This is a genomic window from Pseudomonas sp. MWU16-30317, assembly GCF_020515695.1.
In the GTDB taxonomy this organism is placed as follows: domain Bacteria; phylum Pseudomonadota; class Gammaproteobacteria; order Pseudomonadales; family Pseudomonadaceae; genus Aquipseudomonas.
Window position 1 is genome coordinate 153869 of sequence record NZ_JAIWJA010000008.1, and the last position, 13199, is coordinate 167067.

Here is a 13199-nt window from a genome sequence, read left to right on the forward strand (position 1 = left end):
CCGATAGTGGGTCAGGTCAAAAAGTGCCACAACAGCAAAGTGCCTACCAGGCCCACCACCGAGACGATGGTCTGCAGCACCGACCACACCCAGATCGTTTCCTTGAGTTGCAGGCCGAAATATTCGCGCACCATCCAGAAACCCGCATCATTGACGTGGCAGAAAAACACCGACCCGGCACCGATGGCCAGTGCCACCAGCGAGCTCTGCGTGGCCGCCAGGCCTGCCATCATTGGCGCCAGAATACCCGCTGTGGTCGTGGTCGCCACGGTGGCTGAACCGGTGGCCTGGCGCAACGCCACGGCAATCAGCCAGGCCAGCAGGATGTAAGGCAGATGCGCGCCTTCTGCAGCCTTGCTGATGGTATGGCTGACGCCCGCGTCGAGCAGTGTCTGCTTGAGGCCGCCGCCGGCGCCTATGGTCAGCAGCAGTACCGCGACCGGCGCAATGGCCTTGCGCAAGACGCCGCCGACCTGATCGCGGGCCATGCCGTTGCCCCAGCCCAGAAACACCACAGCGGCGATGACCGCCAGGCCTAGCGCAATCAACGGTTCGCCAAGAAATTTCAGGGTTTGCGCCACGCCGCTCTCGGGCGCCATGCTGACCTTCGCCAGGGTGCTGCCGAGCATCAATATCACCGGCAGCAGAATAATCAGCAACGAGATGCCGAAGCCGGGTTGCCGGGCATGTTCGTCGCGTTGATTGAACAGGGCGTCCATCTCGGCCGGTGGTTCGATGTGCAGGCGTTTCGACAGCCAGTTACCGTACAAAGGACCGGCGAGGATCACCGCCGGCACGGCGATGCACACGCCCAGCAGCATGGTCAGGCCCAGGTCGGCGTGCAGCGCGCTGACGGCGATCAGCGGCCCTGGATGCGGGGGCATCAGGGCGTGCAGGGTGGTCATGCCAGCCAGCGCTGGTATGGCGATCTTGAGCAGCGGCAGATTGGAGCGCCGCGCCATGACGAAAATGATCGGCACCATCATCACCAGCCCGACCTCGAAGAACAGCGGCAGGCCGATGACCATCGCCACCAGCGCCATCACCCAGGGCAGCGACTTGCCCTTGCCCAGCCCCAGCAATGTCGATGCGATACGGTCGGCGGCGCCAGATTCGGCCATCAAGGCGCCAAGCATCGAGCCCAGGGCGATGATGATCCCGGCTTCCCCCAGGATCGCCCCCGCGCCTTTGCCGAAGGCCTTGGCCACATCCTCGGGGGGCAGGCCTGCGCCGACGCCTGCGATGAAGGTGCCGATCAGAATGGACAGGAAGGGCGGCAGCTTGGTCGCGCTGATCAGCACGATGATCGCCGCGATGGCAGCCAGGCAACAGACAATCAAGCGGGTGTCATGGGACACCCAGGCGACAGCGGATACATCCACCGGGGGTACTCCTTATCTTTATAGGGGTCTGTAACAAGATATTACAAATCCCCGCCAGCATACCGTAAAGGCTCTGGGGTGAGCATTGCGAGGTCCGCTGAACAGATAAAGAAGGCTATTGCTGGTAGTGGCGACTGTGGCGGTGGCCACCGATGGTTCAGATGACCACGGGGCCGGTGGTACTTACACGCCGGAGGCTATTTACACTTCGCCACAATGACCTTGCACGTTTCAGGCGAGCCCCCGGAGCGAGCGGCATAGCGTCTGCAGTCCGCCACGGATTTCACACGCGCGGTGGTCAAATCGTTGTCCCAGGCCAGGCTCCCTTCGCCGCTGGTGGGGAGTGCCTTTGCGTAGCATTTCGAGCCCGAGACGCTGGAGCAGCCTGCCAGCAGTAAAAAGGGCAGGGCGATGAGGATGGGCAGGGCCCTTCGAGGTGCAATTCTGAACATTCCAATTCCTGTGTGCAAATCACGGCGGCACTAGGCATATGGCCAAGCGTGGGGCGCGGATTATGCGGCAGGTGGAAGGCTCAGGCGTAGTGACATTGGATGAATTCGGCAGGGAAAAATCGACGGGATGTTGCGAGTGATGTTGCGCGGATTTTTTGAGAACCCCGCCATGCGCAACGCGGCCAAAGCCGCGTCACGCAACGATGCAGAGACTGCCGCGAGTTACGCGCGCTTGGGCAACTTCCAGTTCGGCCGGATGAAGTGGCAGGTGTAGCCGTTAGGGAGGCGCTCCAGGTAATCCTGGTGCTCAGGTTCCGCTTCCCAGAACGGCCCGGCCGGTTCGATTTCGGTCACTACGCGGCCTGGCCACAGTTTCGAGGCGTCGACGTCGGCAGCCGTGTCTTCGGCGATGTCTCGTTGCGCTTCGCTAAGGTAGTAGATCGCCGAGCGATAGCTGGGGCCCATGTCGTTGCCCTGGCGGTTGGGCGTGCTCGGGTCGTGGATCTGGAAGAAAAACTCGAGGATCTGCCGGTAGCTGATGACGGCAGGATCGAAGACGATCTCGATGGCTTCCGCATGGGTGCCGTGATTGCGATACGTGGCATTCGGCACGTCGCCGCCGGTGTAGCCGACCCGCGTGGTCAGCACGCCGGGATAGCGCCGTATCAGGTCCTGCATGCCCCAGAAGCAGCCGCCTGCAAGGATGGCGGTTTCGGTTTGGCTGGTCATGGTCTGTCCTTCCCTTCAGGGACGTTGAATATAGCCACAGTTATGAGGGCAGGTTGCCTGATTCCAAGGTCGAGCGGGTTAAATTTGGTAATTTGCGGGTAGTCGCCTGAAAGGCTCGGGCTGATCTACTGTTGGCAATGCGCGCGTGGGTGAATCCCCTCAAAGCCACTGTTAAGTGGCAGAATCTCCCGACTTGATCGTTTTGGAGACCCTTATGCTTCGCGCATTTGAACGAAGGCTCGACCCTTTTCCGCCTGACGAGGTACCCCCGCCACCCGACGGTTTGGCACGCTTCCTGTGGGCCTGCTCGCGGGGCGCCCGCGGCTATATCCTCGCGCTGGCGCTGCTCAGTGCCGCGGTGTCGATTTACGAAGCCTGGCTGTTTTCCTTCCTGGGGCAGGTCGTTGACCTGCTCACGACCTGGCAGGCAGGCGGCGATGGGGCAGGGCGGGAGAGTCACGTGCTGTGGGGCATGGCCATCGTCATGGTCGCCAGCGTCGGGCTGGTAGCGTTGCGCACCATGGTCCAGCATCAAATATTGGCGATCAACCTGCCGTTGCGGCTGCGCTGGGACTTCCACCGGCTGATGCTGCGGCAAAGCCTGTCGTTCTTTTCCGATGAATTTTCCGGCCGGGTCACCACCAAGGTGATGCAGACGGCGCTGGCCGTGCGCGACATCCTGTTCACCCTGATCGAAATCATCCCCGGGATCGGCGTGTATTTCGTCGCGATCATCGCCCTGGCCGGCGGCTTCGCGCTCAAGCTGATGCTGCCGTTCATTGCCTGGATCGTCTTGTTCGGGCTCGCCATGCGCTACTTCGTGCCCCGCCTGGGCGAGGTCGGGCAGGAACAAGCGAACGCGCGGTCGTCGATGACCGGGCGCATCTCCGATGCCTACACCAATATCACCACGGTAAAGCTGTTCTCCCACTCCAACCGTGAAGCGCATTTTGCGCGCGCGGCGATGGAAGATTTCAAGCAAACCGGCTTCCGCCAGATGCGCCTGGTGAGTCAGTTCGAGATCGTCAATCAGGCGTTGGTCGTCGCGTTGCTCATGGCCGCCGGGGGCTATGCCCTGTGGCTATGGCACCTGGGCGAAATCGGCACGGGTGCCGTGGCCGCGATCACCGCGATGGCGCTGCGGATCAATGGCATGTCGCACTGGATCATGTGGCAGATGACCTCGCTGTTCGAGAACGTCGGTACCGTGCAGGACGGCATGCAAACCCTGACTCGCGGCGCCAAAGTGCAGGACGCGCCAGACGCGAGCGAGCTGGTGACCGCTGGCGGCGCCGTCACGTTCGATAACGTGGGCTTCAACTACAACGGCGAACGCCAGGTACTCGATGGCCTGAGCCTGAGCATCCGCCCGGGTGAAAAGATCGGTCTGGTCGGCCGCTCCGGCGCAGGCAAATCCACGCTGATCAACCTGCTGCTGCGCTTCTATGACGTCGACAGCGGGAAGATTCACATCGACGGGCAAGACATTGCGCACGTGACCCAGGACAGCCTGCGCAGCGCCATCGGCATGGTCACTCAGGACACCTCCCTGCTGCACCGCTCGATCCGCGACAACATCGCCTACGGCCGCCCAGACGCCACCGACGCGCAGATCCGCACCGCTGCAATCAACGCCCAGGCCGATGGCTTCATCAGTCAACTCAGCGACCGGCAGGGCCATATCGGCTACGACACCCTGGTGGGCGAGCGTGGCATCAAGCTGTCGGGCGGCCAGCGTCAACGCGTCGCGATCGCCCGGGTGATGCTCAAGAATGCCCCGATCCTGCTCCTCGACGAGGCCACCAGCGCACTGGATTCGGAAGTCGAAGTGGCTATCCAGGAAAGCCTCGATGAAATGATGCAGGGCAAGACCGTGATCGCCATCGCGCATCGGCTGTCCACGATCGCGGCCATGGACCGGCTCGTAGTGATGGATGACGGGCGGATTGTCGAACAGGGGACTCACGCCGAATTGCTCGGGAAGAACGGCATTTATGCGCGGCTGTGGCAGCATCAGAGCGGCGGGTTTCTGGGTGAGGACCAGGGGGTGGCGGAGGATCGGGAGCAGGCGTGAGTGGAGAAATCGTCTAAGCCCAGCGCCCCTGCGCGCATAGCAGCCCGGGGCGTTTCTTGACACGATCGTCGTTGGGTATTTGCGGGCGGGACCGCTCGTTGTGCTTGCTGAAACGTTTCTTCGAGTCTATAAAAAGGGCACAACTCCAAGAAAGGCTGCAATCATGACCCCGCTCAAACTCGTTGTTGCCCTCAGCGCGCTGTCCGCTGCTTCCCACGCCATGGCCTGGGATTACGTTCTGCTCGACACTGACAAAGCCGCCCAGAACTGGCAGATCACCAGTCAGCAACTCGGCGCAAAAAGCGACAAACCCTTCAGTGTCACCCTGCGCACCTTGCACGGCGGTCGGCAGGAGGGGGTCAGCATCGTCGACATCGATAACGGCAAGATGAAACTTTCGGTTGTGCCGACTCGCGGAATGAACGTCTTGCAGGCCTCGGTGGGTAATGTGCGCATGGGCTGGGATTCGCCGGTCAAGGACGTGGTCAATCCGTCCTTCATCGAACTCAATGGCCGCGGCGGTCTGGGCTGGCTGGAAGGCTTCAATGAGCTGGTCGCGCGCTGCGGCTACGAATGGGTCGGCCACCCGGGCATCGACAATGGCGAACTGCTGACCCTGCACGGCCGGGCTGCCAACATTCCTGCGAGCAAAGTGACCCTGCATATCGATGAAAAACCACCCTACGCCATCACCCTGCGCGGCGAGCTCAAAGAGCAGGCGTTCAAGAAGGTCGACTTCTCCGTCGCCACCGAACTGGTCACCGAACCCGGCAGCGTAGCGTTCGCCCTCAACGACACCCTGACCAACAACGGCGACTATCCGAAGGAATACCAGGCGCTGTATCACAGCAACTTCAGCACCCCGTTCCTGGAGCAGGGCGCTCGTTTCGCCGCGCCGGTGAAACAGGTGTCGCCGTTCAACGACAAGGCCAAGGGCGATCTGCCCGACTGGCAAACCTACCGCGCACCCACCAAGGACTACGACGAAACGGTTTACAACGTAGTGCCGTATGCCGACGCCAAGGGCGATACGTTGACCGTGTTGCACAACAAGGCCGGCAGCCTGGGTGTTTCGTTGGGTTTCAATACTCAGACACTGCCCGTGTTCTCCCTATGGAAAAACACCGATACCAAAGGCCAGGGCTATGTCACGGGGCTGGAGCCGGGCACGAGTTTTTCCTACAACCGTCGTTATCAGCGGCCTCTGAACCTGGTACCGACCATTGGCCCTAAGGAGCACAAGCAGTTTCACATCATTTACAGCTTGTTGGCGGACAAAGTGGCGGTGGACAAGGCCCTGAAGCAGGTGAGCGAGATTCAGGGTGGGCGGGCAACGGAGGTGCGGCAGACGCCGTTGGTTGATCTGACTAAAGAGTAATACCCACTGAAGCAGTGTCGGCGGGTGCTTCAATGCGGGGACCACGCTCATCTTTCAACGTACAGAAAGTGATGTGGTTCATCGCAGAGTTGGACATTTTTGGTTGGCTTGATTATCTGCAGGTGTTCCGGCTAGAACTGCTCCTGACTGATAACAGCCAATCAAACCTGAAGGCCCGCGAAAGGCTGCGCAGGCGATCAATCTGACAGGCGCAGTCAGTAGCCCGCCCCTGTACCTGCCCCCGTCACGATTGCAATCCCGGAACTGGTCCCCAGCCGTGTCGCACCCGCTTCGATCATCGCTCTTGCCGTAGCCACATCCCGCACGCCACCGGACGCCTTGACGCCGATGTCCGGCCCCACCACGCGGCGCATCAGCGCCACATCTTCAAGCGTCGCGCCGCTGCGGCTAAATCCGGTGGAGGTCTTGACGAACGCCACGCCCAGGTCGCGGCAGATCTCGCAGGCGCGCACCTTTTGCACTTCATCGAGCAGGCAGGTTTCCAGAATCACTTTCAGCGGCACCTTGCCACAGGCCTGCAGCACGGCGGCGATGTCGTCGCGCACTTCATCGAACAGGCTATCTTTGAGCCAGCCGATGTTCAGCACCATGTCGATTTCCTGCGCGCCGGCGGCGATCGTCAGGGCGGCTTCCGACGCCTTGCTCGCACTCAGCCCGGCACCCAGCGGAAAGCCCACCACGGCGCAGACCTTGACGCCAGAGCCCGCCAGGCGTTGCGCGGCAAAAGGCACCTGTCCCGAGTTCACGCACACCGAGTAGAAACCATGCTCTCGGGCTTCGGCGCAAAGTGTGGCAATCTGCTCTCGGCTGGCATCCGCCGCCAGCAACGTGTGATCGATGGCCTGGGCCAGTGCAGCGGGTTCTAGCAAATTCATCGAACGATTCCTGTCATCGGTAAAAAATCTCGGGTTGATACCCGTAAGTTATAAAATTAACACTTGGTGTTACTGTAGCGACACCACCAACGGATTGCCGGAATGCCCGTGGACGTCAAGAAAACCGACCGAATCAAACAGATCCAACAGGCCCTGCAAGATCAGAAAGCTATCCATCTGCGCGAGATGGCAGCGCTGCTTGAAGTGTCCGAAATGACCTTGCGCCGCGACCTGAGTCGACACCCCGAGCAATTTCGGTTGCTGGGCGGCTACATCACCCGCGCCCACGACGACCCGGAACCGGCGGATTACCGGGTCAGCGAGCAGGACACGCGGCACGTCGAGGAAAAGCGCCGCATCGGCAAGCTGGCCGCCGCCTTTATCCAGTCGGGCGACACAGTGTTCTTCGACTGCGGCACGACGATCCCCTTCGTGGTCGACTTCATCCCCGACGATCTGGAGTTCACCGCGGTGTGCAACTCTCTCAACGTGCTGCTCAAGCTGCAGCAAAAAACCCACTGCAGCATCGTCCTCTGTGGCGGCACCTTCCACCGCAAGAACCAGGTCTTCGAGAGCCATGCCGAAGCCAGCATCCTCGATGGCGTGCGCCTGACCTGGGCGTTTGTCTCGGCGGCAGGGGTCAGCCTGGACTGCGGTGTCACCTGCTTCAATTTCCACGAAGTGGAGGTCAAGCAGAAAGTCATGCGCCAGGCCCGGCAGTGCTTGCTGCTGGCTGACCACTCCAAGTTCGACGCCGTGCGTACGGCGCACTTCGGCGCCTTGAGCGACTTCCACTGCGTGGTCAGCGACAAGAAGATCCCACGCAGCTACCGCGAGGCCATCGAGGCCAGCGGAGCGCAGTTGGTGTTGTAACGGCATCAAGGCTGCAGCGCCTTGCGTTCAGGCGCGCTGAGGTAGCCGGTGGTCAAGTTGAAGTGGGCGCTGGCACCGGGCGCGAGGCTGCGCACGTTGCCCTTGGCGAGTTCGGCGCGGTAGCCCTCCGGTTCGCAGGTGGCCGGCAAAACAAAGGCCGCTACTTGCTGGTCAGGGTTGTGCAGGATCCAGCGCGCGGCATGTTCAAATTGCTCTGGACGGTAGCGGGTGTAGAACGCCGCGCCCTCAGGGTGTTCAAGGAAGAAGTGCGCCTGCCCTTGGGCATCGCTGCGCACGTCATCGAAGAAACAGACGATCTCCGGGTCATACAGCGCAGGCGAGTCGAGCACCTTGAGGCTGGCCGGGTCTTGGCTGAGTTCGGCGATGTAGGTGCTCCAGGCCGGCGTGGGTCGGACGTGGGCCGGCACGCTGGCCCTTACCCGCGTGCGCTCGCAACCCAGCGGCTGGGTCAGGCGGCCGCCGTCGACGTAGGCGTAGTTCATGTGCGCCATGTACATCAGGTCCATGGCCTTGCCGGCCAGGTTGACCACGGCCATGGCGATCTCGAACAGGCCGCTGGCCGGGCGCAGAGTCACACTCGGGCTGGCCCGATAGTGGTCGCCGAAGCCTTGCACGTATTCGTAGTTGCCGCCCAGGCGCAGATAAGCGCCGCGCTCGTCCTCGCCCACTTCAAGCCAGGCATCGTCCATCGGCGCGCAGGGCATTTCGCCGTGCAGCGCGTGATCATCCTCGGGCGCCGGGCAACCGTTGCGCAGCAGGCCGCTGTGGAACATGAAACAGCCATAGGTGCCGATCACGCTGGCACTGGGCCGGGGCTGGGTGAACATGTTGTGCATGGTCAGATCGACGCCATCGAACTCGGCCGACCAGATCATCTGACCTTGCCAGGGCAGAATCACCAGCTTGCCGCGGCTGTTTTCCAGCGACAGCGCCTTGACCCCGCTGGCGTAGGTCCAGGCGCGCACGTTGAACTGCGCTGACTCGAGCAGCGGTCGGCTGGAATGGTCCCAGAGCTGCGGGTACAAAGGCAGGCGCACCGGTTTGGCACTCATTGCGCGACCGCCGCGGCTGAGCTCGCCAGGACCGGTTGCGGCTGACGCATGCAGCGCACGGCGTACAGCACGATGGCCACGAAGCACAGCAACGGCACGCTGTAGGCGATCTGCATGTTGCCGCCGTTGGCATCGCTGAGCAGGCCCTGGAAGATCGGCATCACGCCGCCGCCGACGATGCTCATCACCAGCAACGAGCCACCGACGCCGGTGTCTTCGCCGAGGCCGTCGATGGTCAGGCCATAGATGGTCGGCCAGCACGGCCCCAGGAACACACTGACCCCCACGGCCGCGTACACCGCCGTGATGTTCGGCACCAGGATGGTGTAGGCCAGCAGCACGATGCACAGCACGCCATACAGGGCGAGCACTTTGGCGGGATGCATCTTGCGCATCAGCAGGTTGGCGATCATCTTGCCGATAAAGTAGGCGGCGAAGGTGGTCAGCAGGAACCACGATGCGCTGCGCTCGTTCATGCCGCCCATTTGCATGGCCAGGCGAATAGTGAAGCTCCACACCCCGACCTGCGCGCCCACGTACAGGAATTGCGCCAGCACGCCGAAGCAGAAGCGCGGATTGCGTCGCAGGCGGCCGAGGCTCTGGCCGATGCTGGCCCGCGGTTCACTCACGGTGCGGTTGCCCTTGCAGGCGGGGAAGCGGGTGAGGGCAATCAGAATGAACATCAGGATGAGCACCGCGATCATCCATTTGTACGGCAGCAGCGTCGATTGGATCATCTGCAATTGCTGCACCGCCGCATCGCTGGCGCTCATGTGGGTCAACTGCTCGCGGGTGGCGTCGGTGTCCTTGAACATCACGAAGCTGCCGACGTACACCCCGGTCATCGCGCCGAACGGGTGGAAGGTCTGCGAGATATTCAAGCGTCGCGTGCCGGTCTCCCGCGGCCCCATCAGGGTCGAATAGGTGTTGCACGCCGTCTCGAGAAACGACAGCCCGGCAGCGATGACGAACAGCGCCATCAAGAACATGCCGTATTTGGCAGTGGATGCCGCCGGGAAAAACAACGCGCAGCCGAACAGGTAAAGCATCAGGCCGATGAGGATGGTGGTCTTGTAGCTGAAGCGCCGCACCACCAGTGCTGCCGGAATGGCGACGAAAAAATAGCCCAGATAGAACGCCGACTGCACGAAGGCGGTCTGGAAGTCGCTGAGCAGAAAGGCCTTCTTGAAGTGGGCGATCAACACATCGTTCATGCTCGCCGCCGCCGCCCACAGGGCGAATATGCTGCAGAGCAGGAGGAAGGCGAACCACGGCGTGCGGTTCAGGTAGAACCCGTCCGGGGTGTGTTGCAGCGCAGGCTTGTTCATTATTGTTCTCCGCGAAAAAGCAGGTGTCAGTGGCGGCTGGCCGAAGCGTCGAGGAATCGTGCAAACGTTGGCGCATCGGGGTAGGAAGATTGCGTGCCCAGGCCGGTGACCGAGCAGGCTGAATAGGCTATCGCCTGGTGCATGGCGTGGCGGATATCGCCGTCCTGGCTCCAATGCCGAGCGAAGCAGCCAATGAACGCGTCACCGGCGCCCGTGGTGTCGCGCGCCTGGACCTTGACCCCAGGCACCCGCCACTCGCCCTCGCTGCCGACGTAAAGTGCACCTTGCTCGCCGAGCGTGACGATGACGTGGCGCACGCCCTGAGTGACCAACTGACGCGCGGCCTGCGCCGCCTCTTCGGCAGAGGTCACTGGCAGGCCGCTGATGAGGGCCAGCTCGCTCTCGTTGGGGATCAGAAAGTCCAATTGCGCCAGGTGCTCGCGGCTCAGGCCGGCCAAGGCCGGTGCCGGGTTGAGCAACACCGCGATGCCGTGCCGGTGAGCGAACTCGATGGCGTGATAGACGGTCGCCAGCTCGATCTCCAGTTGCAACACGATCAAGGCGCAATCGCGCAGCTGCGCCTGGGCGCGGTCGATGTCGGCCGGGCACAGATGGGCATTGGCGCCTTTGACGATGAGGATGCTGTTATGGGAGTTCGCCTGAACGAAGATCGGCGCCACGCCGCTGGACACGCCTGGCACCCGGTCGACGAAACGCGTATCGATGCCCAACCGCTGGAAGTTGGCCAGAGTGGCGTCGGCAAAGGCATCGTCGCCGACCTTGCTGAGCATCAGCACGTCGGCGCCCAGCAACGCCGCTGCGGCCGCCTGGTTGGCGCCCTTGCCGCCGCAGCCCATGGCGAAACGCGGCGCTTCGAGGGTTTCGCCCTGGGCGGGCATGCGTTCGATGTAAGTGATCAGGTCGACCATGTTGCTGCCGATGACTGCAATCTTGCTCATTTTTATTTTGACCTCACCCGCGCCGACGGAAGCATCGGCGGCGTTTATTTATGTTATTTAAATAACATTTTGTGTGAGGATTCAATCTTTATTTTTCGAGCGTGCATTTGCCAGACCGACGGAGGGGCGCCCTCAATAGGTGTGAATAGATCTGTGCGCGGGGAGTTGGCTAGGCGGGTGAGGCGGCCTGAAGTCAGACCGCCGCCATTCGGCCTGTTGCAGGCCTGAGGTCAATTTTTCAGATCGTGCCGCTTAGCCAGCTTGAGCCACCAGGCGATTGCTGACATTGCGCCCCAGCACCAGCACCGTGACAAACCCGCAGCCCACCAGGGCCGTGGCCAGGCTCATCAATACCGAGGTGCCCAGGCGGTCGACGATCTGCCCGCCAAAGAACGAGCCCAGCGCAATGATCACCTGAAACAAGCCGACGAACATCGGCATACCGCGTTCGACATCCTTGGGCGCCACAACGAACATCCAGATGCTGGAGCATGCCGGGAAGGCGCCGAAGGCGAAGCCCCACAGCGCGATCAGCATCGCCGCGCCGGTCATGCCAGTGGCGAAGTAGGGGAACAGCAGGGTGCTGGCGCCGATCATCGCCGCCACCAGCAACAGGGTGTGACGCACGCTGCGATTGGCGGCGAATCCGGCGAAAATATTGCCTGCGACCCCGGCCACGCCATAGAGCAGCAGCAGCGAGCTGATCGTCGGCCCATCGAAGCCGGCACTGTGTTTGAAGAACGGCGCCACATAGGTGTATGCCGCAAAGTGCGCCAGGCCGATCAGCAATACCGCGATCAAGCCCACCCGCGCTTGCGGATTGATGAACAAGGCCGGCAGGTCGCTGATGCGAATGGCTTTGTCGGGGTTGAGCCGCGGCAGCAGGAAGATCTGCGCCACCAGTACCGGTATGCCCACCAGTGCGGTCACCAGAAACGTCATGCGCCAGCCCATCAGGCCGCTCAGCCAAGTGCCGACGGGCACGCCCAGCACGGTGGCCAGGGTCACGCCGACCATGATGATCGAGGTCGCCTGAGCCACACCCACGCCCTTCGGGGCCAGGCGGCTGCTCAGCGCAATGGCCGTCGCCCAGAAACCGCCGATGCTGATGCCCAGCAGCACGCGGCCGAACAGCAGCAGGTTGAAGTCGCTGGCGTAGGCCACGACCGTGTTGGCGATGATCATGATCAGCGTCAGGCCGATCAGCAGATAGCGACGGTCCATGGCGCCGATACCCACCGACAGCAACGGCGCGGCGAGGGCGGCCATGATGCCTGGCAGGGTCACCATCAAGCCGGCGTGGCCGGCACTGATGCCCAGGTCACTGGCCACATCGTTGAGCACGCCCACCGGCAGAAATTCACTGGTCACCAGGGCGAAGGCACCTACGGCGACCGAGAGAATCGCCAGCCACTGCTGTTTGACGCTCTGTTGATTATGTTCGGGAAGGCCGCTGCGGGCCTGGCTTGCGCTTGGCATGGTGTTGGATTCCAAGGGGGACTGTCGCCTGAGGCAGGCGAGGAAAGCGGGGATAAATCGCAGATGATTATAGGAGTCAGCTTTGGCAACCAGAGAGGCGGGCGTTTCGATAGTAATCATCAGTGCAATCGATAAGACACCCTGAGCAGAGCGCCCGCGGCGCGCCGACGGCAGATCGTCGCGACAGACTAAGACAACGTCTTGCGCTCGGCAAAGATACGGGTCATTTCGGCCATGTGCTCGGTTCCCCAGGTGCACAACGGCACGATCGCCACTGCCAGGCTGCGGCCGAGCGGGGTCAGGGTGTAATCGACGCGCGGCGGCACCTCTTTGTAATCGGTGCGCGCCAGCACGCGATCGGCCTCCAGATCCTTTAACGCCTGGATCAGCACCTTGTCGCTGACGCCAGGGATCAAACGCTTGAGCTCGCCATAGCGGCGCGGGCCGTCGTGCAGGAAAAACAGGACCAGCGGTTTCCACTTGCCCGAGATGATGCGCAGCGTGGCGTCGAGGCCGCAAGAGAAGCCGCCGGTACCGCAGGTTTGAGTTGGTTCGGTCATTTTATTTATACTTACC

At 62.1% G+C, this 13199-nt stretch carries 12 protein-coding genes; 3 read left to right on the forward strand and 9 right to left on the reverse strand.

All coding sequences use genetic code 11. The features are described from left to right. Nucleotides 1–11 precede the first annotated feature (11 nt). From LIX93_RS21745 to msrA, 3 genes are all read right to left on the reverse strand, one after another. Nucleotides 12–1382: a gluconate:H+ symporter gene (locus LIX93_RS21745; RefSeq protein WP_226506124.1), complete on the reverse strand. Its 1371-nt coding sequence runs from the start codon at nucleotides 1380–1382 to the stop codon at nucleotides 12–14. 197 nt (nucleotides 1383–1579) lie between these two features. Beyond that, nucleotides 1580–1834: a hypothetical protein gene (locus tag LIX93_RS21750; protein WP_226506125.1), complete on the reverse strand. Its 255-nt coding sequence runs from the start codon at nucleotides 1832–1834 to the stop codon at nucleotides 1580–1582. Between the two features lie 222 nt (nucleotides 1835–2056). Then, entirely contained in the window at nucleotides 2057–2563 is a 507-nt protein-coding gene (msrA, locus tag LIX93_RS21755; RefSeq protein ID WP_226506126.1) for a peptide-methionine (S)-S-oxide reductase MsrA, read from the reverse strand. A 214-nt stretch (nucleotides 2564–2777) separates the two neighbouring features. Here msrA and LIX93_RS21760 point away from each other — a divergent pair, with 214 nt between their 5' ends. Both LIX93_RS21760 and LIX93_RS21765 read left to right on the forward strand, forming a co-directional pair. Next, a complete protein-coding gene (locus LIX93_RS21760) occupies nucleotides 2778–4637 on the forward strand; it encodes an ABC transporter ATP-binding protein (RefSeq protein WP_226506127.1) in 1860 nt (619 codons plus the stop codon). A gap of 163 nt (nucleotides 4638–4800) precedes the next feature. Then, nucleotides 4801–6015: an aldose 1-epimerase family protein gene (locus LIX93_RS21765; protein WP_226506128.1), complete on the forward strand. Its 1215-nt coding sequence runs from the start codon at nucleotides 4801–4803 to the stop codon at nucleotides 6013–6015. Nucleotides 6016–6230: 215 nt separating this feature from the next. Here the strand turns inward: LIX93_RS21765 and deoC are convergent, their stop codons facing one another. Further along, nucleotides 6231–6911 carry a deoxyribose-phosphate aldolase gene (gene deoC / locus LIX93_RS21770; RefSeq protein WP_226506129.1) on the reverse strand — a complete coding sequence of 227 codons (681 nt, stop codon included), beginning with the start codon at nucleotides 6909–6911 and terminating at the stop codon, nucleotides 6231–6233. 102 nt (nucleotides 6912–7013) lie between these two features. Here deoC and deoR point away from each other — a divergent pair, with 102 nt between their 5' ends. Further along, nucleotides 7014–7784, forward strand: a complete 771-nt coding sequence (gene deoR / locus LIX93_RS21775; protein WP_226506130.1) for a DNA-binding transcriptional repressor DeoR — start codon at nucleotides 7014–7016, stop codon at nucleotides 7782–7784. A 5-nt stretch (nucleotides 7785–7789) separates the two neighbouring features. On the opposite strand, the gene LIX93_RS21780 is transcribed toward deoR, so the two are convergent. From LIX93_RS21780 to LIX93_RS21800, 5 genes are all read right to left on the reverse strand, one after another. Next, nucleotides 7790–8857 (reverse strand): aldose 1-epimerase family protein, encoded by a 1068-nt coding sequence (locus LIX93_RS21780; RefSeq protein ID WP_226506131.1) that lies wholly within the window; start codon nucleotides 8855–8857, stop codon nucleotides 7790–7792. After that, on the reverse strand, nucleotides 8854–10185 hold the full coding sequence (fucP, locus tag LIX93_RS21785) for an L-fucose:H+ symporter permease (protein WP_226506132.1): 1332 nt from the start codon (nucleotides 10183–10185) through the stop codon (nucleotides 8854–8856). The genes LIX93_RS21780 and fucP overlap by 4 nt, the downstream gene beginning before the upstream one ends. A 26-nt stretch (nucleotides 10186–10211) precedes the next feature. Then, nucleotides 10212–11144 carry a ribokinase gene (gene rbsK / locus LIX93_RS21790; protein ID WP_226506133.1) on the reverse strand — a complete coding sequence of 311 codons (933 nt, stop codon included), beginning with the start codon at nucleotides 11142–11144 and terminating at the stop codon, nucleotides 10212–10214. 252 nt (nucleotides 11145–11396) lie between these two features. Then, entirely contained in the window at nucleotides 11397–12623 is a 1227-nt protein-coding gene (locus LIX93_RS21795) for an MFS transporter (protein ID WP_226506134.1), read from the reverse strand. 188 nt (nucleotides 12624–12811) lie between these two features. Continuing rightward, nucleotides 12812–13183, reverse strand: coding sequence for a helix-turn-helix domain-containing protein (locus LIX93_RS21800; protein ID WP_226506135.1), 372 nt, complete (start codon nucleotides 13181–13183; stop codon nucleotides 12812–12814). Between the last annotated feature and the right edge of the window lie 16 nt (nucleotides 13184–13199).

Bases quoted from the DNA above. Each gene is read 5' to 3' on its own strand.
- rbsK (WP_226506133.1), bottom strand. From the start codon at position 11,144: ATGAGCAAGATTGCAGTCATCGGCAGCAACATGGTCGACCTGATCACT.
- LIX93_RS21795 (WP_226506134.1), bottom strand. From the start codon at position 12,623: ATGCCAAGCGCAAGCCAGGCCCGCAGCGGCCTTCCCGAACATAATCAA.
- msrA (WP_226506126.1), bottom strand. From the start codon at position 2,563: ATGACCAGCCAAACCGAAACCGCCATCCTTGCAGGCGGCTGCTTCTGG.
- LIX93_RS21780 (WP_226506131.1), bottom strand. From the start codon at position 8,857: ATGAGTGCCAAACCGGTGCGCCTGCCTTTGTACCCGCAGCTCTGGGAC.
- LIX93_RS21765 (WP_226506128.1), top strand. From the start codon at position 4,801: ATGACCCCGCTCAAACTCGTTGTTGCCCTCAGCGCGCTGTCCGCTGCT.
- LIX93_RS21760 (WP_226506127.1), top strand. From the start codon at position 2,778: ATGCTTCGCGCATTTGAACGAAGGCTCGACCCTTTTCCGCCTGACGAG.
- LIX93_RS21750 (WP_226506125.1), bottom strand. From the start codon at position 1,834: ATGTTCAGAATTGCACCTCGAAGGGCCCTGCCCATCCTCATCGCCCTG.
- deoC (WP_226506129.1), bottom strand. From the start codon at position 6,911: ATGAATTTGCTAGAACCCGCTGCACTGGCCCAGGCCATCGATCACACG.
- LIX93_RS21800 (WP_226506135.1), bottom strand. From the start codon at position 13,183: ATGACCGAACCAACTCAAACCTGCGGTACCGGCGGCTTCTCTTGCGGC.
- deoR (WP_226506130.1), top strand. From the start codon at position 7,014: ATGCCCGTGGACGTCAAGAAAACCGACCGAATCAAACAGATCCAACAG.
- fucP (WP_226506132.1), bottom strand. From the start codon at position 10,185: ATGAACAAGCCTGCGCTGCAACACACCCCGGACGGGTTCTACCTGAAC.